The 20,162-nt window shown below is 33.5% G+C and carries 25 protein-coding genes; 16 read left to right on the top strand and 9 right to left on the bottom strand.

Annotated elements, in window-relative coordinates:
• Positions 1–203: 203 nt before the first annotated feature.
• Positions 204–455 (top strand): hypothetical protein, encoded by a 252-nt coding sequence (locus tag AC5ZCW_RS19675; RefSeq protein WP_343541118.1) that lies wholly within the window; start codon positions 204–206, stop codon positions 453–455.
• Between the two features lie 33 nt (positions 456–488).
• Here AC5ZCW_RS19675 and AC5ZCW_RS19670 read toward each other — a convergent pair whose 3' ends face one another.
• Positions 489–1,079, bottom strand: coding sequence for a riboflavin synthase (locus AC5ZCW_RS19670; protein WP_281634096.1), 591 nt, complete (start codon positions 1,077–1,079; stop codon positions 489–491).
• Positions 1,080–1,136: 57 nt separating this feature from the next.
• On the opposite strand from AC5ZCW_RS19670, the gene pdxA reads away from it, so the two are divergent.
• The 12 genes from pdxA to AC5ZCW_RS19610 all read left to right on the top strand — a co-directional run bounded on the left by pdxA (position 1,137) and on the right by AC5ZCW_RS19610 (position 9,639).
• Entirely contained in the window at positions 1,137–2,186 is a 1,050-nt protein-coding gene (gene pdxA / locus AC5ZCW_RS19665) for a 4-hydroxythreonine-4-phosphate dehydrogenase PdxA (RefSeq protein ID WP_496121363.1), read from the top strand.
• Positions 2,187–2,291: 105 nt separating this feature from the next.
• Positions 2,292–2,834, top strand: coding sequence for a YceD family protein (locus AC5ZCW_RS19660; RefSeq protein WP_496121361.1), 543 nt, complete (start codon positions 2,292–2,294; stop codon positions 2,832–2,834).
• 9 nt (positions 2,835–2,843) lie between these two features.
• Positions 2,844–3,038, top strand: coding sequence for a 50S ribosomal protein L32 (rpmF, locus tag AC5ZCW_RS19655; RefSeq protein WP_008465217.1), 195 nt, complete (start codon positions 2,844–2,846; stop codon positions 3,036–3,038).
• A gap of 175 nt (positions 3,039–3,213) precedes the next feature.
• Positions 3,214–4,212, top strand: coding sequence for a beta-ketoacyl-ACP synthase III (locus AC5ZCW_RS19650; protein ID WP_177211833.1), 999 nt, complete (start codon positions 3,214–3,216; stop codon positions 4,210–4,212).
• Between the two features lie 23 nt (positions 4,213–4,235).
• The gene (gene accB / locus AC5ZCW_RS19645; RefSeq protein ID WP_095928350.1) at positions 4,236–4,721 is read left to right on the top strand and encodes an acetyl-CoA carboxylase biotin carboxyl carrier protein; all 486 of its coding nucleotides are present in this window, start codon (positions 4,236–4,238) and stop codon (positions 4,719–4,721) included.
• A 108-nt stretch (positions 4,722–4,829) separates the two neighbouring features.
• The gene (gene accC, locus AC5ZCW_RS19640) at positions 4,830–6,176 is read left to right on the top strand and encodes an acetyl-CoA carboxylase biotin carboxylase subunit (RefSeq protein ID WP_343541126.1); all 1,347 of its coding nucleotides are present in this window, start codon (positions 4,830–4,832) and stop codon (positions 6,174–6,176) included.
• Positions 6,177–6,534: 358 nt separating this feature from the next.
• Positions 6,535–6,831 (top strand): hypothetical protein, encoded by a 297-nt coding sequence (locus AC5ZCW_RS19635; protein ID WP_281634093.1) that lies wholly within the window; start codon positions 6,535–6,537, stop codon positions 6,829–6,831.
• Positions 6,832–6,906: 75 nt separating this feature from the next.
• Positions 6,907–7,203 carry a hypothetical protein gene (locus AC5ZCW_RS19630; protein ID WP_111365738.1) on the top strand — a complete coding sequence of 99 codons (297 nt, stop codon included), beginning with the start codon at positions 6,907–6,909 and terminating at the stop codon, positions 7,201–7,203.
• A gap of 26 nt (positions 7,204–7,229) precedes the next feature.
• Positions 7,230–7,520: a hypothetical protein gene (locus AC5ZCW_RS19625; RefSeq protein WP_129746601.1), complete on the top strand. Its 291-nt coding sequence runs from the start codon at positions 7,230–7,232 to the stop codon at positions 7,518–7,520.
• Positions 7,521–7,537: 17 nt separating this feature from the next.
• Positions 7,538–7,831, top strand: coding sequence for a PepSY-like domain-containing protein (locus tag AC5ZCW_RS19620; protein WP_343541130.1), 294 nt, complete (start codon positions 7,538–7,540; stop codon positions 7,829–7,831).
• Between the two features lie 14 nt (positions 7,832–7,845).
• A complete protein-coding gene (locus AC5ZCW_RS19615) occupies positions 7,846–8,142 on the top strand; it encodes a PepSY-like domain-containing protein (protein ID WP_343541131.1) in 297 nt (98 codons plus the stop codon).
• 138 nt (positions 8,143–8,280) lie between these two features.
• On the top strand, positions 8,281–9,639 hold the full coding sequence (locus AC5ZCW_RS19610) for a sigma-54-dependent transcriptional regulator (RefSeq protein ID WP_496121356.1): 1,359 nt from the start codon (positions 8,281–8,283) through the stop codon (positions 9,637–9,639).
• 27 nt (positions 9,640–9,666) lie between these two features.
• On the opposite strand, the gene AC5ZCW_RS19605 is transcribed toward AC5ZCW_RS19610, so the two are convergent.
• Together AC5ZCW_RS19605 and AC5ZCW_RS19600 are read right to left on the bottom strand one after the other, a co-directional pair.
• Positions 9,667–12,108: a hybrid sensor histidine kinase/response regulator gene (locus tag AC5ZCW_RS19605; RefSeq protein WP_496121354.1), complete on the bottom strand. Its 2,442-nt coding sequence runs from the start codon at positions 12,106–12,108 to the stop codon at positions 9,667–9,669.
• 174 nt (positions 12,109–12,282) lie between these two features.
• Complete coding sequence (locus AC5ZCW_RS19600) at positions 12,283–14,184, bottom strand: S9 family peptidase (RefSeq protein WP_496121352.1); 1,902 nt, start codon at positions 14,182–14,184, stop codon at positions 12,283–12,285.
• Positions 14,185–14,379: 195 nt separating this feature from the next.
• Between AC5ZCW_RS19600 and AC5ZCW_RS19595 the strand changes: the two genes are divergently transcribed.
• From AC5ZCW_RS19595 to AC5ZCW_RS19585, 3 genes are read left to right on the top strand one after another with little or no spacing between them, the layout of a single operon-like run.
• Entirely contained in the window at positions 14,380–15,492 is a 1,113-nt protein-coding gene (locus AC5ZCW_RS19595; RefSeq protein WP_343541136.1) for an NAD(P)/FAD-dependent oxidoreductase, read from the top strand.
• Positions 15,492–16,283 carry a monofunctional biosynthetic peptidoglycan transglycosylase gene (gene mtgA, locus AC5ZCW_RS19590; protein ID WP_343541137.1) on the top strand — a complete coding sequence of 264 codons (792 nt, stop codon included), beginning with the start codon at positions 15,492–15,494 and terminating at the stop codon, positions 16,281–16,283. The genes AC5ZCW_RS19595 and mtgA overlap by 1 nt, the downstream gene beginning before the upstream one ends.
• Positions 16,258–17,229 (top strand): lipid A deacylase LpxR family protein, encoded by a 972-nt coding sequence (locus AC5ZCW_RS19585; protein WP_496121387.1) that lies wholly within the window; start codon positions 16,258–16,260, stop codon positions 17,227–17,229. The genes mtgA and AC5ZCW_RS19585 overlap by 26 nt, the downstream gene beginning before the upstream one ends.
• A gap of 211 nt (positions 17,230–17,440) precedes the next feature.
• Here AC5ZCW_RS19585 and tnpA read toward each other — a convergent pair whose 3' ends face one another.
• The 6 genes from tnpA to AC5ZCW_RS19555 all read right to left on the bottom strand — a co-directional run bounded on the left by tnpA (position 17,441) and on the right by AC5ZCW_RS19555 (position 20,104).
• A complete protein-coding gene (gene tnpA, locus AC5ZCW_RS19580) occupies positions 17,441–17,893 on the bottom strand; it encodes an IS200/IS605 family transposase (RefSeq protein ID WP_496121350.1) in 453 nt (150 codons plus the stop codon).
• 211 nt (positions 17,894–18,104) lie between these two features.
• A complete protein-coding gene (locus AC5ZCW_RS19575) occupies positions 18,105–18,500 on the bottom strand; it encodes a helix-turn-helix domain-containing protein (protein ID WP_496121348.1) in 396 nt (131 codons plus the stop codon).
• Positions 18,501–18,615: 115 nt separating this feature from the next.
• Positions 18,616–18,792, bottom strand: coding sequence for a hypothetical protein (locus AC5ZCW_RS19570; RefSeq protein ID WP_496121346.1), 177 nt, complete (start codon positions 18,790–18,792; stop codon positions 18,616–18,618).
• Positions 18,780–19,046: a Cif family virulence factor gene (locus AC5ZCW_RS19565; RefSeq protein ID WP_496121344.1), complete on the bottom strand. Its 267-nt coding sequence runs from the start codon at positions 19,044–19,046 to the stop codon at positions 18,780–18,782. Before AC5ZCW_RS19565 ends, AC5ZCW_RS19570 begins: the two co-directional genes overlap by 13 nt.
• A gap of 27 nt (positions 19,047–19,073) precedes the next feature.
• Positions 19,074–19,664 carry a hypothetical protein gene (locus AC5ZCW_RS19560; RefSeq protein ID WP_496121342.1) on the bottom strand — a complete coding sequence of 197 codons (591 nt, stop codon included), beginning with the start codon at positions 19,662–19,664 and terminating at the stop codon, positions 19,074–19,076.
• A complete protein-coding gene (locus AC5ZCW_RS19555) occupies positions 19,661–20,104 on the bottom strand; it encodes a hypothetical protein (protein WP_496121340.1) in 444 nt (147 codons plus the stop codon). The genes AC5ZCW_RS19560 and AC5ZCW_RS19555 overlap by 4 nt, the downstream gene beginning before the upstream one ends.
• Positions 20,105–20,162: the final 58 nt, after the last annotated feature.

Below are 20,162 nucleotides of genomic sequence, written 5' to 3'. Positions count from 1 at the left end.
GTTTCCAGAAAAGGGTTGGGAGAGTTTTGAGGAAAAAATGTTAAAATTTGTTTTTCCCTTTTTTGTTTTAAAAGTTGCTTTTCTGCAAAAAACTTATACTTTTGTCTCAGATTTTGGAGATAGAAAAGCATTCGTAAGAAATTTCTATTGAAGAATATTTGTCAATAATTATCTAGACTTGCTCTTTGCAATAGCTTGAATTTATGAAAAATCTAAAAGCCCCATTTTTAGTAATTGCCTTGTTGTTGTTAAATGTTTCGGTAGCTACGGCACAGGATTTGCCTGATCCGGGTTCAGGTGAAATGGAAGAGGATCCTGGTTGTGATGAACCTCCTTGTGGAGCACAGCCGCCGGATTTCCCAATAAATCAAAATATCAGTTTTCTCCTTGCCAGCGGTGTAGCTTTAGGAGCAATAGCAATATATAAAAATCAAACAAAAAAAGCTTCAATTTAACATTGAAGCTTTTTTTATGGAAAATCTAGAATGTTATTTGTTTATCGAATAAAGTCTGGAAATATATTTTCCTACTACATCAAACTCAAGGTTGATTTTTGTTCCAACTTTGAAATCTTTAAAATTAGTGTGTTCGTAAGTATACGGAATAATTGAAACGCTAAATTCATTCGTCTTAGAATTAACAACTGTAAGACTAACTCCATTTACTGTTATTGAACCTTTTTCGATTGTGATGTTGTTTTGATTCTTATCGTATTCAAAAGTATAATTCCAACTTCCGTTTGCTTCTTCGATTTTTATGCAGGTTCCAGTTTGGTCAACATGTCCTTGTACGATATGACCGTCTAAGCGGTCGCCAAGTTTCATTCCTCTTTCAAGATTTACAATATCGCCAGTTTTCCAATCGCCGATATTGGTTTTTAAAATTGTTTCGTCAATTGCAGTTACGGTATAAAGAGAGTCTTTAATGGCTACAACTGTAAGGCATATTCCGTTGTGCGAAACACTTTGGTCTATTTTTAATTCGTGTGTTATGGATGAGTCAACTGTTATGTGAAGATTGTTTTGATCTTTTCTGATTTCGTGAACCTTGCCGAGTGTTTCTATAATTCCTGTGAACATTGTGGTTTTATTTTACTAAATTTGCACATCAAAATTAGTAATAAATAAACTGAGCTCATGAATAAAAAAGCAGAAAATATAATTGTTGGAATTTCAGTTGGAGATTTAAACGGTATTGGAAGCGAAGTTATACTGAAAACATTCGAAGATTCTCGTATGTTGGAATTGTGTACGCCGGTTATTTTTGCAAATGCTAAAATTCTATCTTTTGTTAGAAAAAGTTTTACATCGACAATTCAATTTCATGGAGTTGATAAATTAGATCAAATCATTCCGGGTAAAGTGAATGTTCTGAATCTTTGGAGAGAAGGGGTTGATATAAATTTTGGAGTAAATGATCCTAAAATAGGCGAGTATGCAATAAAATCTTTTGTGGCGGCAACAAAAGCTTTGAAAGATGGCGAAATAGATGTTCTGGTTACAGCTCCTATTAATAAATATAATATACAGTCTGAAGATTTTAAATTTCCAGGCCACACCGATTATTTGAATCAGGAATTAGAAGGCGATGCGCTTATGATGATGGTTCAAGATAATTTACGAGTAGGTTTAATTACAGATCATGTGCCGTTAAACGAAGTCGCTTCTCATTTAACGGAAGAATTAATTACTAAAAAAATCGAAACTATTAGAAAGTCTTTAGTTCAGGATTTTAGTATAGTGAAGCCAAAAATTGCAGTTTTAGGATTGAATCCGCATGCTGGTGATGGTGGTGTGATTGGAAAAGAAGATGATTTGGTTTTAAAACCAGTTTTGAAGAAAATATTTGATTCTGGGACAATGGCTTTTGGTCCATTTCCAGCAGATGGCTTCTTTGGTAGCGGTCATTATGAAAAATATGATGCTGTTGTGGCTATGTATCATGATCAGGGATTAATTCCGTTTAAAACCTTGTCTTTTGGAAAAGGAGTTAATTATACAGCAGGTTTAAATAAGGTTAGAACTTCTCCAGACCATGGCACAGCTTATGATATAGCAGGAAAAGACATGGCAGATTACAATTCATTTAAAGAAGCAGTCTATCTTGCAATTGATATTTTTCGCTCGCGTAATCAGTATGAGGAGATTAGCCAAAAACCTCTTAAAATAAAAGAAAAACAGTTATAAACAAAAAAAGGTGAATAAGATTATTAGTTTTATAATAATTTTATATCTTTGCACCCCAATTCGGATATCTAGTTTTAGAATCGGATTGATCAAATTGATGTTGAAATGAGCAAAACAAAAGAATTTTTAATTCCTTTCGTAGGATTAAAACTAGGAAAACACCATTTTGAGTATCAAATAAATAACACGTTCTTTAAGAACTTTGAGTACGACGAGTTTCAAAGTTCAGATGTTAAAGTCAATTTACTTTTCGATAAGAAAAGTAATATGTTAGAGTTAGAATTCAAACACAAAGGAACGGTAAACGTGCCTTGTGATCTGACAGGCGAAGATTTTGATTTACCTATAAAAGGAAAAATGAAATTAATTGTTCGCTTTGGAGAAGAATTTAATGATGATAATGAAGAGTTGTTGATTTTACCACATGGTGAACATGAAGTAGATATTGCACAATATATTTATGAAATGATCGCGCTTTCTGTTCCGCAGAAGAGAATTCATCCAGGTGTTAAAGATGGAAGTCTACAAACAGAAGCTTTGACAAAACTGAATGAATTAAGTGTAAAAGAACAAAAGGAAGAGAGTAACAAAGAAGAAGATATTGACCCGCGTTGGGAAAAATTAAAGAAACTATTAACGGATAAATAATATAGTAAAATGGCACATCCTAAGAGAAAGACCTCGAAAACAAGAAGAGATAAGAGAAGAACACATTACAAAGCTACTGTAGCTCAAATCGCTACATGTCCTATTACAGGTGAGGCGCATTTATACCACAGAGCTTACTGGCATGAAGGTAAAATGTACTACAGAGGGCAAGTTGTTATCGATAAATCTGAAGCGGTTGCTTAATACGTTTTTGTAAATTATACTAGAACTCTCACATAGTGAGAGTTTTTTTTGTTGGTTATAATTTTCGATTTTTAGGAAAATATAGACAAATTCGTGACGTTTTTTTTTGTAATTTTCAAGTCTTTTAAAAATTTTTCAAATTATCAATAATTTGAAAGGAAAATAATAGAATATAATGAATACAATCACAGCCGCAATTACCGCTGTTGGAGCTTATGTTCCTGACTTCGTTCTTTCGAACCAAGTATTAGAAACAATGGTTGATACCAATGATGAGTGGATTACCGCTCGAACAGGAATTAAAGAAAGAAGAATTCTTAAAGATGCTGATAAAGGTACATCGTACCTTGCGATACAAGCAGCAAAGGATTTGATTGCAAAAGCAAATATTGATCCGCTTGAGATTGATATGATTATAATGGCAACTGCAACGCCAGATATGATGGTGGCTTCTACGGGAGTTTATGTTGCTACAGAAATTGGAGCAACAAATGCATTTTCATACGATTTGCAGGCTGCGTGTTCAAGTTTCTTATACGGAATGTCAACGGCTGCAGCGTATGTTCAGTCAGGACGTTACAAAAAAGTACTTTTAATTGGTGCCGATAAAATGTCATCTATTGTAGATTATACTGATAGAGCAACTTGTATTATTTTTGGAGATGGAGCTGGTGCAGTTCTTTTCGAACCAAATTATGAAGGTTTAGGATTGCAGGATGAGTATTTAAGAAGTGATGGTGTAGGACGTGATTTTCTTAAAATTCCAGCAGGAGGTTCTTTGATTCCGCCTTCAGAAGAAACTATTAAAAACAGACAGCACAATATTATGCAAGACGGTAAAACTGTTTTCAAATATGCTGTAACCAATATGGCAGATGCCAGCGAATTGATTTTACAAAGAAATAATTTGACAAATCAAGATGTTGACTGGTTAGTGCCACACCAAGCTAACAAACGTATTATCGATGCTACTGCAGGAAGACTAGAATTAGACGAGTCTAAAGTGCTGGTAAATATCGAAAGATATGGTAATACTACTTCTGGAACTTTACCATTAGTATTAGCTGATTTTGAAGATAAGCTTAAAAAAGGAGATAATATTATCTTTGCCGCTTTTGGTGGTGGATTCACTTGGGGATCTATCTATTTGAAATGGGCTTACGATAAAAAATAAATTAAAACTAAAAACGAATCATTATGGATTTAAAAGAAATTCAAAACCTAATCAAATTTGTTGCAAATTCGGGCGTTGCAGAAGTGAAGTTAGAAATGGATGATGTAAAAATCACGATCAGAACAACTTTAGAAACAAATGTAACTGAAGCAACTTACGTACAGCAATTACCTGCTCAGGCAGCTTTACCTCAAGCGGCAGTTCCACAAGTTACAGCTCCAACAGTTGTAAGTGTAACTCCAGAAGCACCAGCTGCTAACGATTCTAAATATATTACTATAAAATCTCCAATCATTGGAACATTCTATAGAAAACCATCTCCAGATAAACCAGTTTTCACTGAAGTTGGAAGCACTGTATCTAAAGGTGATGTTCTTTGCGTAATTGAAGCAATGAAATTATTCAACGAAATCGAATCTGAAGTTTCTGGTAAAATTGTAAAAATTCTTGTAGACGATATGTCTCCAGTAGAATTTGATCAACCTTTATTCTTAGTAGATCCATCATAAATAAATTTAGATTTTAGATTTTAGATTTTAGAATGGTTCGAAAAAAGTTTTGTTAATCATCTAAAATTATCTAATTATCAAATTGTCTAATTATCTAATTAAAATAAGATGTTTAAAAAAATATTAATTGCGAATAGAGGAGAAATTGCACTACGTGTAATTCGTACATGTAAGGAAATGGGAATCAAAACTGTTGCAGTTTACTCTACAGCCGATGCAGAAAGTTTGCATGTTAAATTTGCCGACGAAGCGGTTTGTATAGGTCCTCCTCCGAGTAACTTATCGTATTTGAAAATGTCAAATATTATTGCAGCTGCAGAAATTACAAATGCAGACGCAATACATCCAGGTTATGGATTTCTTTCTGAGAATGCTAAATTCTCTAAAATCTGTCAAGAGCACGGAATTAAGTTTATCGGTGCTGCTCCAGAAATGATCGACCGTATGGGAGATAAAGCTTCTGCTAAAGCTACAATGAAAGCTGCAGGAGTTCCTTGTGTGCCAGGTTCAGACGGATTATTAGAATCTTACGAACATGCACAAAAAATAGCTAAAGAAATTGGTTATCCAGTTATGATGAAAGCTACTGCTGGTGGTGGTGGAAAAGGTATGCGTGCTATCTGGAAAGAAGAAGAGCTTCAAAAAGCTTGGGAAAGTGCGCGTCAAGAAGCTGCTGCAGCATTTGGAAATGACGGAATGTACATGGAGAAACTTATTGAAGAGCCACGTCATATCGAAATTCAAGTTGTTGGAGATTCTTACGGAAAAGCATGTCACCTTTCTGAAAGAGATTGTTCTGTTCAACGTCGTCACCAAAAATTGACGGAAGAAACGCCTTCACCTTTCATGACAGACGAACTTCGTGCAAAAATGGGAGAGGCTGCTGTAAAGGCTGCTGAATTCATTAAATATGAAGGAGCTGGAACTGTAGAATTTTTGGTTGATAAACACAGAAACTTCTACTTCATGGAAATGAATACTCGTATTCAGGTAGAGCACCCGATCACAGAACAAGTTATCGATTACGATTTGATCCGTGAGCAGATTATGGTTGCTGCTGGAATTCCAATTTCAGGAAAAAACTATCTTCCACAATTACACGCTATTGAAGTTCGTATTAATGCTGAAGATCCTTATAACGATTTTCGCCCTTCACCAGGAAAAATTACTACGCTTCATATGCCAGGAGGACACGGAGTTCGTTTAGATACTCACGTTTACTCTGGATATAGTATTCCGCCAAACTACGACTCTATGATTGCTAAGTTAATTACAACTGCACAATCTCGTGAAGAAGCTATCAGCAAAATGCGTAGAGCTTTGGATGAATTCGTAATCGAAGGTGTGAAAACTACAATCCCTTTCCACAGACAATTAATGGATGATCCAAAATATATTGCAGGAGATTATACAACTGCATTTATGGATACATTTAAAATGAATAGTCCAGAATAATTATAAAGGCTTCCAAATTTGGAAGCCTTTTTCTTTTATAAACCTTTATTAGTTGCAATATTTAAATTCCAATATTGGAAATCTAAACTTTAAAGTAGGAGCTTAAAACTTCACTGTAAGCTTTGTGATTTGGAATTTGATTTATTGAAATTTTTTTAAAGGTTACACTTTAAGTGTTTACTTATTACACACTTATTTTCTCTTTTACACACCTTTCACGGTATTTCTTTTTTTGGTATATTTGATGTAAAGTCTTTAAAAACAGGATTTTATGGTCTTTGGCATAGCTCTTTTCTTTTACGGCATAATAATTTCATTACTTAAAGCGTAAACAACTATTAATTAAAATATATACGTTATGAAAAATTTATTTTTATCAGCCGCAATTGTTTTAGGAAGTTTAACTTCATTCGCTTCAACTACACAAGTAACAAATACTATTGTAAAAACGATTTCTATCGAAGACGAATACACTGAAATCAAATTAGAAGAATTACCTGCTGCTATTACAGAATCTTTGAAAAAAGCATATCCAGAAGCAGTGATTACTAAAGCATATAAAAACGAAAAAGCTCAGTATAAACTTGATGTAACGGTTGGCGACAAAGTTGGAAATCTTTTCGCAAATGCAGACGGAACTTGGATCAAACAATAATCTAAATCTTAGATTTTGTGAAAATTCGGATCAAGAATACGAAGATCAAATTAACTATATTAAAAAAGAGCTATCATGAAAAATTTATTTTTATCAGCCGCAATCGTTTTGGGAGGTTTAACATCATTTGCTTCAACTTCTCCAATTTCAAATACAATCGTAAAAACAATCTCTATCCAAGATGATTATACAGAAATTAAATTGGAAGAGCTTCCAACAGCTGTAACAGATGCTTTGAAAAAAGCATATCCAGATGCTGTGCTTTCTAAAGCATTTAAAAACACAAAATCTGAATACAAGCTTGAAGTAACTGTTGGAGATAAAACAGGTAATCTTTTTGCTAACGCAGACGGAACTTGGATTAAAAAATAATTAAGTCTAACCCTTAAACTATAACTATGAAAAAGTTAATCTTATCGGCAGCAATTGTCTTAGGCAGTTTGTCGATGCATGCAGAAACCACTGCTGTAACTAACCCAATGGTACAGACAGTTAATGATCAGGATGGATATAAAGAAGTAGACGGAGTTCCCGCAGCTGTGAAGAAAGGCTTAGATGAAGCTTATCCTGGTGTAGTGCTTGAAAAAGCATGGGTAAATGATAAAAAGGAGTACAAAATTGAGATAACCGTTCGAGGCGAAAAATCGATCGTTTATACAGATGCTTCTGGTAACATTCTTAAAAAATAATTTAAAACCACAATATTATGAAAAAGTTAGTTTTATCAGCAGCGATTGTTTTGGGAAGTCTTTCAGTAAATGCTGCAGTTCTTCCAGCAATCTCAATTACTCAATCAGCAATTTTTCAAGATGCATTTACTGAAGTAGCAGCAGACCAAATACCGGCAGCTGTGAAGTCTACAGTTGAAAAATCGTTTCCAAACACTAAGCTAGAAAAAGCTTATAAAAACGATAAAAACGAGTATAAACTTGAAATTTCAAGTGGAGACAAGAAGTATACTATTTTTACAGATGCTTCTGGTAACATCATCAAGAAATAATTAAAATCAGCATTATGAAAAAGTTAATCTTATCGGCAGTAGTTGCTTTAGGAGCCATGTCAATTCATGCAAATGTATTGCCTGTTTCACAAAACACTAATGCAACTGTAGCTATTCAAACAGAATACACAGAAGTTACTGCAGATGCTGTACCTGCAGCTGTAAAAACAGCCTTGCAGACTGCTTATCCGGGAGCAAAACTGGACAAAGCATTTGTAAACGAAAAAAAAGAGTATAAACTCGAAATATCAGTTGGAGACCAAAAGGCTACTGTATACTCAGATGTCAATGGTAACTGGTTGAAGATATAAATTAGGTGAATTTAGATTTATGTTTTTGGTGAAAAAGAGATTGCGTCGTGCAATCTCTTTTTTTTTTACATATTTTACATAATTTTATGAAATAACAAGTTTAATAATATTATTTTAGCAAAAAGTCCCTAAAAGCAGATGCCGAAGATATTAGTAATAGAAGATGATATTGCGTTTTGTAAATTATTAGAAAAATTTCTAATCAAAAAAGCGTACGATGTAACGATAGCTTTCTCTGCAGCAGAAGCACGTGAAGCGGTTAAAAACGAATCTTTTGATTTGATTTTGACAGATCTTCGTTTACCTGATTCTGATGGTATCGGACTTATGTCTGAATTTAAAAATTCGCATCCGCATATTCCGGTTATTTTAATGACTGGATACTCTGATGTAAATACTGCTGTTAAAGCCATTAAAAATGGAGCTGCAGATTATATCTCTAAACCCTTTAATCCAGACGAGGTTCTTCTGGTTATCACCAATGCGCTGCAGGCTCCAAAAGCCGAAGTCGAAGAACAATCGGAAACTCCAGAAAAAAAGAAAAAAACAGTTAAAAAGACAGCAACAGCTGAGAACGAATTTGTAAAAGGAATTTCTGTTGCTTCAAAAAAACTTTTAGATCATATTCAATTGGTAAGTCCAACTGATATGTCTGTTTTAATTATTGGCGAAAGTGGTACGGGAAAAGAAATTATAGCCAAAAGCATTCATCAGCAGAGTAGAAGAAAAGACAATAATTTTATTGCAGTAGATTGCGGAGCAATTCCTAAAGAATTGGCGGCGAGTGAATTTTTTGGTCACTTAAAAGGATCTTTTACTGGAGCAATCAACGATAAAAAAGGATATTTTGAAGCGGCTAATGGCGGAACTTTATTTTTGGACGAAATTGGAAATCTTTCTTACGAAAATCAAATACAATTGTTAAGAGCGCTTCAAGAAAGAAAAATTAAACCTGTTGGAAGCAATAAAGAAATAAACGTCGATATACGCATTATTACAGCTACCAACGAAGATTTGCGTGAGGCAGTAAAAAACGGCGATTTTAGAGAGGATTTATACCATAGAATCAATGAGTTTTCGATTCAGTCTCCTTCTTTAAAAGATCGCGGTGAAGATTTAATGGTTTTTGCCGATTATTTCTTAGAAAAAGCCAATCAACAATTAGATAAAGATGTCATAGGATTTTCTCCAGAAGTAGTTTCTATTTTTCAAAATTACAACTGGCCTGGAAATTTACGTGAATTGCAAAATTGTGTAAAACGTGCTACTCTTTTAACTCGTGGAGATTTTATAGAAAGTGATGTGCTGCCGGCAGAATTTTTCCAAATTCAAAAACAGCATGCTTCAAACGAAGTTTTTTCATTGTCTGAAAATGAAAAAGAAACCATTATTCATGCGTTATCAAAAACACAGAATAATAAATCTGAAGCGGCAAAACTGCTTAAAATTACCAGAAAAACACTTTACAATAAATTGAAGCAATATAATATTGAATAAAAAAGTACTTTTCTAAAAAGTAGCATTTTAAATTTCTTGTTTCAATTCTGTAAAAAGAATTTTTATTTTTTCTTCTAAATCCGAAAATGTAGCTTTTAGATCAATTGTGTTTAAATCTTCTTTTTCCAGATCCTTTAAAAGTTCGCCAATTTCGTTCGATTGGATTTGTTTGAACATTGGAGCAATTCGATGCGCAATAGATTTTATTTCATCATGATTTTGCTCTTGAACCGCAATTTTTAAAAGCTCGATATTTTCTATAGTAGTATCTATAAAAGATTTTAAAACTTCTTTTAAGGCCGACTCATCTTGTCCCAAAAAGTCTTTCAAAGTTTCTAAAGAATAGATTTGAGAAGTGTTTTTATTTGTGTTTTCCGAATTTTCAGCCACAGGAACTTCTTCATGATCTAAAATATGCTGAATAGTTTCCAGTAAAATTTTAGGAGAATAAGGTTTCTTTATAACCGTAGTAAAACCAGCATTTTTATATACAGAAAGATCAAGGTCTGTTCTTCCAGTAAGTGCAATTACAGGCTGATTTTTAAAGACAGTTTCTGGAAATTCACGAAGTTTCTCTAAAAATTGAAACCCATCAATTTCCGGCATCTGAATATCGGTAATAATAAAATCGAAAGGTGTACTTTTTATGGTTTCTAAAGCTTTCGCAGGATTAGTAAACGAAAACACCTGATGCTGTTCTTGTTTTAAAACGCCGCTCGTTAAATTCAACAGATTGATGTCGTCATCAACAACAATAAAAGTTTGTTTTTTGGTGTTTTTTGACGGTTTATTTCTGATTTCATTTAAAGCAATATTTTCTTGACTGCTATCAAATAATAACGGTAGCTGAATAATAAAGGTGCTTCCTTTTCCAAAAATACTTTCTAAACTTAGACTTCCGCCCAAAATAGAAATAATCTTTTGACAGATTGATAATCCCAAGCCGGTTCCGCCGTATTTCTTCTCAATGCCTTCATTTGCCTGTGCAAATTCTTCAAAAACCAATTTTTGATTGGCTTTTTCAATCCCAATTCCGGTATCTTGAATCGAAATTGTAAAAAATTGGTCGTCATTCGCGTAAGCGGCAATTCGAATATGACCTTGTTCGGTAAATTTATAAGCGTTTCCAATAATGTTAGTCAGGATTTGCTTTAAGCGAAAAGGATCTCCAACAATTCGTTTTTGAAACTGATCGTCTACATTTATAATAAGATCAATGTCTTTTTGTTTGTAAACGGTTTGAATGTTTCGGGCAACATCTTCAATAATTTCGGGTAATGAAAACGGAACTTTTTCTATCGAGATTTTACCCGCTTCGATCTGAGAGAAATCTAATAAATCTTGAACAAGTTGCGTAATATACTCAGACGAATTTTTAATGTTTTTAACGAAATAAGATTGCTTGGTATTAACATCTGAATTGCCTAAAAGTTCAGAATAACCCACAATAGTACTCAAAGGTGTTTTTAAATCGTGACTTACTGTTGAAATTAATTGTTCACGGCTTTTGAGCAGATTTTTGGTTTTGAAGTTCGCGATTTCCAGCTGTTTCTTATACAATTGAGATTTTGAATAATCGCTGACAATTAGAATGGAGAAAAATACGGTCAATAATAAACCGATAACAGCCGAAGCCGTTACAATTTCGTTGACTCTTTTTAAGGATTTTTCTTTTAATGAATTGTTTTTTATCGAATTGATAATGATCTCTCGCTCAATAATGCGAAGTATTTTTCTAAGCTGATCCGAAATTGCGATTTCATTTTGAAGCAGTTTGTTTTCTTCAAAATTTAAAGATTCTTTTTTCTTTTCGGCTTTTAGTTTTACAGAACTCAAAAGCTTTTTAGAATTGGCTAAAATAGAATCTGAAGCTTTTTTGCTCAGCGTATTGGTGCTGTCATCTGGAATGTTCGAATTTAAATAATCGACATAACGCTGTAAAACACTTCGCTGATAACTTCCTAATTGATTTGGGTTCTTGGTAAAATCCTGAAGTTCCAATTTTCTTAGGTTAAACTCCATTTTTGTGATTTCATCAATCGCACTATTTACAGAAGTTTCGTCGTCTGCTTTGTTCTTGATTTCTCTTAATTGCTTAATGTTTTCGGTCTTTTCGGCCAAGAAATAAGTAACACTATCCAAAAGTGTTTTTTGATACTCTGTGGTGACAATTTGTTTTAAAGTATCAATTCGTTTGCGAAGTGAATCGGTTTCGATTAAATAGTTCTTGAAATCTTTCTCCGAATTATTCTGAATTGTCTGTCTTGCTAAACTTTCAGTTTTATATACATTCGAATATAATTTACTAACTCTAAGAATTTTGGTTTTTTCTAAAGCAATCTTATCTTCCAATTTGTTGTAAACAACATTTTCAGAATAGAGAAACCATCCCACCGTTACAACCAAAGCCAATAATGCAACATAGCTGAATAAAACTTTGATTGCGGTGTAACTTTTTTTGGTCTCCATATATTTGCTGAAAGATTTGGGAAATTCGGAATTATTAAAACATTGCAATTTATCTAAAAAAATCTGTTTTAAGAAAAGTAAATCTACTCAATATGTTACATAATTGTAAGGTGTGGAAACAAAAACAGCCGTAGATTGTATAAATCTACGGCTGTAAAATATTGTTTTTATAGGTTACAAAGTTTCGTCTAACCATTTGAAAAATTCACCTTGCCAAACCTGAGCATTTTGTGGTTTTAAAACCCAGTGATTTTCGTCTGGGAAATACACAAATCTACTTTTGATTCCTCTTAATTGAGCCGCTTGGAAAGCCTCTTGTCCTTGTCCGATTGGCACACGGAAATCTTTTCCTCCTTGGAAAATTAAAATTGGTTTATTCCAGTTCTGAACCAAAGTTGCAGGGTTGAAAGTGGTATATGCTTTTTGTGCTACCGCATTATCTTTTTCCCAGTAAGGTCCGCCAAAATCCCAGTTGTTAAAGAAAACCTCCTCAGTAGTTCCTAACATAGAAACGGTATTGAAAACACCATCATGAGCGATAAAAGTTTTGAAACGGTTTTTGTGAATTCCAGCTAAGTAAAATACAGAATATCCTCCGTAACTAGCACCAACGCAACCTAAACGGCTTTTGTCAACATAGCTTTCTTTTGCAACATCATCAATTGCAGAAAGGTAATCGTCCATAACTTGTCCGCCCCAATCTTTACTGATTTGTTCATTCCACTCAACTCCGTGTCCTGGCATTCCACGACGGTTTGGAGCTACAACTACATAACCTTTTGCAGCCATTAAAGAGAAATTCCAACGGAAAGAGTATGATTGCGTCAATGCACTTTGAGGTCCGCCTTGGCAGAATAATAAAGTTGGATATTTTTTAGAAGCATCAAAATTTGGAGGAAGAATTACCCAAACCAACATTTTTTTACCGTCAGTTGTTGTAACGTAACGTTTTTCTGTTTTGCTTAAAGCTAAAGTTTTATAAGTATCTGTATTTACATTTGATAATTGTTTCCAAGTATTTTTCTTCAAATTGAAAGAATAAATTTCACCAGCATGATTCATATCTGTTCTTGTAACGATAATATCATCTCCAGAGAAACCAATTAAATCATTTACATCAAAATCTCCATTTGTCAATTGACGAACATTGATTGCGATTTTAGTTAAACCAGGAAAATTAACTGAGAATAGTTGTTTTGTTCCATCAATAGGAGCTACAAAAAATACAGTTCTACCGTCTTTACTCCAGATAAAATTATCTACAGTTCCGTCCCAGTTTGCTGTTAAGTTTTGTTTCATTCCTTTAAACTCAACAATAATATCATTTTTGTCCGACTCGTAACCGTCACGTTTCATTTGCAGCCAAGTTAAATTTCCTGTTGGAGAAAATTGTGGCGCTGTATCGTAACCTAAATTACCTTCGGTTTTATTAGTGGTTTTTTGAGTTTCTAAATTGTACTCGTAAATATCTGTATTGGTAGAAATAGCATAAGCAGTTCCTGCTTTTTTCTTGCAAACGTAAAAAATGCTTTTGCTGTCTGGCGACCAGATATAATCTTCGTCACCTCCAAAAGGTTTTTGTGGAGAATCGAAAGTTTCCCCTTTTAAAATGTCAATTCCTTTTGCTCCGTCTTTGTTTTCTTTATAAAAAACGTGATTAAATTTTCCTTCGTTCCAAGTATCCCAATGACGGTAATCTAATCCATCATAAATTTGAGCATCAGATTTTGTTAGACTTGGGTAAAAATCTTTTCCTAAAACACTTTCCAATTTTACTTCGTCATTATAAACTACAAATTTTCCGTCAGGCGAAATGTTTTTATCAGCCAAAATGTCTTTTGTATCTTTAATTTCGGTTGCAGTTCCTCCAGTTACAGGAATCGTGTAGATTTTAGAAGTCGACTTATTGTCGGCTACAGAAGGCGTTGAAACTTTAAAAACGACATTTTTCGCATCTTTAGAAATGCCAAGAGGTGTCACTCTTCCTAATTTCCATAACAATTCTGGAGACATAACATTCTGTCCGATAGCATTTAAACTCATCATTATTAAGGTTGTTAATACTAGTTTTTTCATAATCAAATTATTCTATTTTTTGTGGGGCTAAAAATACAACATTTAAACACCAATTAGTTAAAATCCAAATCCCAAATTTTGTTAAAGTTTAGGTTAAAAAGGCTTCGACTCAGCTCAACCTGACAAAGATTTTAAATGAACTTTAATTACTTATAGGGTTCAAAAAAATCATTATTTTTATAAAAACTCTAAAAGATGGAACTAAGCTATTGGGAACTTAAAAACTGGTTTACGAATGTAGATTATACGATTGTGGGCAGCGGAATTGTTGGCCTGCATACTGCATTAAGCTTACGCGAAAGATTTCCTGATGCAAAAATTCTGGTTCTCGAGCGTGGAATGCTTCCGCAAGGAGCCAGTACAAAAAATGCTGGTTTTGCCTGTTTCGGGAGTCTGTCTGAAATTATGGACGACCTAAAAACACATTCAGAAGAAGATGTTGTGTCACTTATCGAAAAACGTTGGAAAGGATTGCAATTGCTTCGAAAAAGATTAGGAGATACGGCAATTGATTTTAAACCGCATGGCGGATATGAATTGTTTCTTAAACAAGACGAATCTGGATTTAACGAATGTATTTCTAAACTCCCGTTTATCAATGAAGTTTTGAAACCGCTTTTTAAAGCTGATGTTTTTTCTAAAGAAGTAGACCGATTTGGATTTCAAAATATTCAGGATTATTTAATTTTTAATCCGTTTGAAGCACAGATTGATACTGGAAATATGATGCAGGAATTGTTGAAACAAGCAATTTCGGCAGATATTTTAATCTTAAATCAGCAAACTGTAACGTCATATCTAGATGCTGGAAATCATATTGAAGTAGTTTTAAGCGATTTTAGTTTTAAAACCCAAAAACTCCTTTTCGCGACCAATGGCTTTGCGGGTTCTTTGACAAATGGGGCAGTGAAACCTGCTAGAGCTCAGGTTTTAATTACAGAACCAATTCACAATTTAGATATTAAAGGAACGTTTCATTTAGACCGCGGTTACTATTATTTCAGAAATATTGGCGATCGAATTTTATTAGGTGGCGGAAGAAATCTTGATTTTGAAGGAGAAACAACAACCGAATTTGGACAGACGAAAATTATTCAAAATAGATTGGAAGATTTACTGAAAAATGTAATTTTACCAAATCAGGATTTTCAAATTGCGCACCGATGGAGCGGCATTATGGGAATCGGAAATAGTAAGAATCCTGTCGTAACTCAACTTTCTGAAAATGTGTTCTGCGGAGTGCGTTTAGGCGGAATGGGAGTGGCGATAGGCAGTTTAATAGGAACAGAATTAGCAGATTTAATATAATGGCAACAACCAAAAAACCGGCACCAAAATCAACTACAAACAAACCAAAACCGAAGACTTCGTCTTCAAAAAAATCGAATCGTTCTTTTGGAGAAAAAATAAAATGGTTTTTTATCAAAGCCGCTCTATGGTTTTTTGGAATTTCTATTGGTTCGGTTATATTTTTTAAATATGTTCCTGTACCGTTTACGCCATTAATGCTTATTCGTGCCATCGAAAATAAAATGGCTGGAAAAGAAGTTTATTTTGACCACGATTGGGAACCGATTGATAAAATTTCAATGAATCTACAAAAAGCCGTTATTGCGAGTGAAGACGGAACTTTCCTGACGCATAATGGTTTCGATTTTAAAGCACTTCAAAAAGCTTATAAAAGTAACGAACGCGGACGTAGAATTCGAGGCGGAAGTACAATCTCACAGCAAACAGCCAAAAATGTCTTTTTATGGCAGGGAAAAAGTTATTTCCGTAAAGGGCTTGAAGCGTATTTTACCGTTTTAATTGAAATTATCTGGGGCAAAGAACGCATTATGGAAGTGTATTTGAACAGTATCGAAATGGGAGATGGAGTTTACGGTGCTTATGCCGCAACCGAACATTGGTATCGTCGAGATGCTTCAAGTTTAACTCCAATGCAAGCGGCGGGAATTGCGGCAATATTACCAAATCCGAGAAAATTTAAAGCGACAGGCTCTTCAAGTTATATTAACAGAAGAAAAGAACGAATTGTACGCGAGATGCGTTACGTTGGGAAAATCAATTATGATGGAAAAGAAGAAAAGAAAAAGTAAAAAACTGCTTTTTGCTTTTCTGATTTTGACTGTAACGTTAACTTTTGGACAAGGAAAAACAACAGAAATTGGTTTTATATCAGATAATGATTTGTACACATCGTCTAAATATGATATGTATTACACCAATGGTCTGGAACTTTTTTACAGGTTTTTATCAAAAAACGATAATCCAAAAATCAATAAAAAAATTACAGAGTTTCGTATTGGGCAATATATTTACAATCCTAGATTTTTAAACAAAGAAGCAGTTACAGTAAATGACCGTCCTTTTACAGCTTATCTTTTTACAGAAGCGGGAAAAAGTTTTTTTTATCAAAGCGAATCGGTTTTAAAAACTGATTTTCAATTGGGTTTTATGGGGCCAAATGCTTTGGGAGAAGAAACTCAGGTTGGTTTTCATGAAATTATAGGCTATAAGAAAGTTTACGGTTGGGAAAACCAGTTGCATAATGCTTTCGGTGTTCAGGCGCATGCTATTTACTCTAAAAAAATGTTTCCTTCAAAACATAATGATTTTGTAGATCTTTATTGGCAGTCAGAAGGAAATCTTGGAACTATTTTTTCTGGAGTTTCAACAGGATTTATGGCAAGATTTGGATTTAAAAAACTCCTTCCAATTTACGATTCTAATATGTATAATGCTTCTGTAAGTGTACAAGCTCAACCAGACATTAGAGAATTTTATTTCTACGCGGCTCCAAGTGTCAACTATCAGTTTTACGATGCCACAATTGAAGGAAGCATGTTTAACGATACAAGTCCGATTACTTTCGATTTGGAACCGCTTCGTTTCAACGCAGAAGCAGGTTTAAAATACCGACATAACAACTTCAACATATCTTATTCTTTCCTTTACCGCGGAAGAGAATTGAATGATCCAGGAATTGATACTAATTCAGGATATTTTTATGGATCGATAAGAATGGGTTTTTTGCTAAGATAGGCTAGCTATATATTCTCTAGTGTTTCTAGTTCTCTAGTGCTGCATAGTGCTGCATAGTGCGTTGCACTATCTTGATGCTTATAGGCTTTCAGCCTATACTAAAAAAAGCTCTGAAAGAGCGCAACCACTAGCATAGCGCAACGCGCTATGCTATGAATATGAATATAAATGTGAATGAACGCAGTTAATCCAGCCCTGAAAGGGCGAAAGCCTAATCCCAAAGATAACGTTCGTCATATTCAACATTATATTTGTTTAGAAAAGCTAAAAGTTCTTTTTTGAATGTCTTTTTTCTATGATGTTCTTCTTGGTTTTTAATGTACTTTGTCACTATATCTAATTGAGAAGGATTAACAGAAAAAATGCCATACCCGTCCTGCCAGTAAAAATTTGCATAACGCGAATCTACTGTTTTTACCCATTTTGATGATTGTTTTTTTACTTCTTCAACCAATTTCATTTGCGTAATTTTTTTAGATAATAAGCATAGAATATGAACATGGTCATTATATCCTCCTACTTGAATGGGATTGCATTCTAGCCCTTTGCAAATTCCTCCGAGGTAAGCCCATAATTTTTCTTTTATATCGTCGTCAATAAACGGATAACGTTTTTTTGTGCTAAACACTAGATGCACATATACTTTGTATAATGATTGAGGCATATTTTTCTCTTTTGTAGTTGTGTTTGATGAATTTTTAGACCGACGAGTTATACTAGATAATAATGATTTCAAATGCAAATATTGAATGCATAAATACAGAATTCGCACCCCAAAAGTTTTATTTATGGCATAATAAGGCATAATATAAATAAACAAAAAAGCCACTTCTGCTTTCCAGAAATGGCTTTTTTGTTATAATAAATTGAAAGACTTATTTCTCTTTCATTAATTTCTCCAAATATTCAACTTTATCTTTTTCGGCTTGAACTAAACGCTCATAAAGTTCAACTACTTTATCAAGAGGATTGAAATTGCAAATTGCCCCACTAGCAAAATTCCCAAAGTTTCCATGACTGTCTGTGAATGTATTAAAATAATTAAACACATTTTCTTCCGAAAAACTCTTTATAGCTTCAGGCGTTACACCAAGCGCTTGTGCTATTTCGGCAAGTTTTGCGTCATCAATCGTTTCACTATTTTCTATAGCAGAAATAGCTTGTTGATTTGTTCCTAAAGCTTGTGCTAAAGCTTCTTGCTTCATATCGCGAAGTTCACGAATACGGCTTATTTTTCGCCCTATATGATTTGATTTTGCTGCTGTGCTCATAATATCAAAGGTATTTAAAAATCATTTACAAAATTGTTTTTGAGTAAAAAACAGATTCGTTTCTGTAAAATACGTTAAGGTTAAAAGGATTAAATAATAGTTTATAGTCTAGGAGTTATCCCGAATGATCAACATACAAATACCAAACGCCATTTATCTTTCTCATTATTCCTGAAAAGTTCCCGGAACTGTTTTTGCCATTCGGAGCATCTACACTAAATTTTGCACTTACAAAAGCATCTTTTTTAGAAAGTGGTTCAACAACAAAATCGGTCATGGTTAATTTTCCCATTCTTTCTTTTGGCCAATATTTTTGAAGAAATCTGCAATATTGTTTTTTCCATATACCACACCAGCACTGTAAATCATACGAACCGAATCTACAGGAGCATAAAAGTCAAGATAACCTTCCAAATCGCCATTGTTCCAGCAGGTTTGTTGAGCTTTTAAACGTTCGAGTACTTGTTGAGAAATTTTGTCTTGACAAATGCCTTGAAAAGAAAGCATAAGTAAGGATGCAAGAAGAAGAAATTTGAAGTGACGCATATAGGTAGTTTTTAAGTGAGTATAAAATTAGTTGTTTTTTATTCCAGTGATATTTCCAGTCTTTTTATCGAAAGTAATAGTTTTGTTTGGTCCACCATAAAAGAGAGTCAAAGTCAGTGTACTATCGGTTTCATTTCTAAAAAATATATCTTTTGCTGTGCTGATTTTGATATTCAGATTGTCGTCCATTATTTGATAGTCGGTACATTTAAAAATTCTTTTTTCTAATATTCCTTTTTTTTCAATTATTTCCAGCCATGGATGCCCCATCGCACTGTAACCCACAATTTGTGATCTGTAATTTTTATTCAAATCTTTATTTAGGTACAAACCTAAAGATGTACTTGAAAGTAATAAGGCGAAAAAAGGCATCATCATGGCCATAATGCTAATTGCAAATGTTATTGTTATTGCTGCAAAAAGAAGTTTTGCCAAGAGTTTTTTCCAAAAAACAACAATTATTACAAAATTGCTTATCAGCCAGAGCCAAGATAAAACTACATCGCTATAATAACCACGAAGACTAATTTCTTTAAAGTAATATAAAAGGCAGTCCAGCACAAAAAGTGCACAGATAATGAAATAGACACGTAAAAGTATTTTTTTACCCAAGCTCATACTTTTTTCAAAATATAGTTTAATGTAAATACTGTAGCAATAGATAAAATTGAAATAGGAAGGAAAGAAAATTTAAGAGTATACATTATTTCTTCTTTAAAAAGATAAGTGCTCCAAGAAGATTCTCGATCTACAAAAATGGTATAATTCCAGAAAAACCATATTAAGATTAACAATAGTAATTGAAGTGTAACTTTTAGATAGCTGTTTTTAATTAAAGAAAAAGGCAGAAAAACTATCGACAAGAAAACAGTAGAAAACAAAGTCATTAAATAAGCATCGTCAAAAAAAGAAGAATCTAAACAGCCACTTGATGGTTTGTCAGAAAAACTGCCCATTGCCCAATAGATTTCTATTAAAGTAAAGACGAAAAGTATAACTGCAATTATAAGGGGTTTCTTTACGAATGAAAATATTTTATGTTTTACGGTTTGATTCATTTTGAAAGGCTTATATAATTATTATAAATATTCTTTTTTTTGAATGTTTTGTGACTCA

This window comes from Flavobacterium sp. PLA-DH12, from assembly GCF_059511845.1.
The sequence above is the reverse complement of the archived record's forward strand: the minus strand, read 5'-3'. Positions and strand labels throughout refer to the sequence as shown.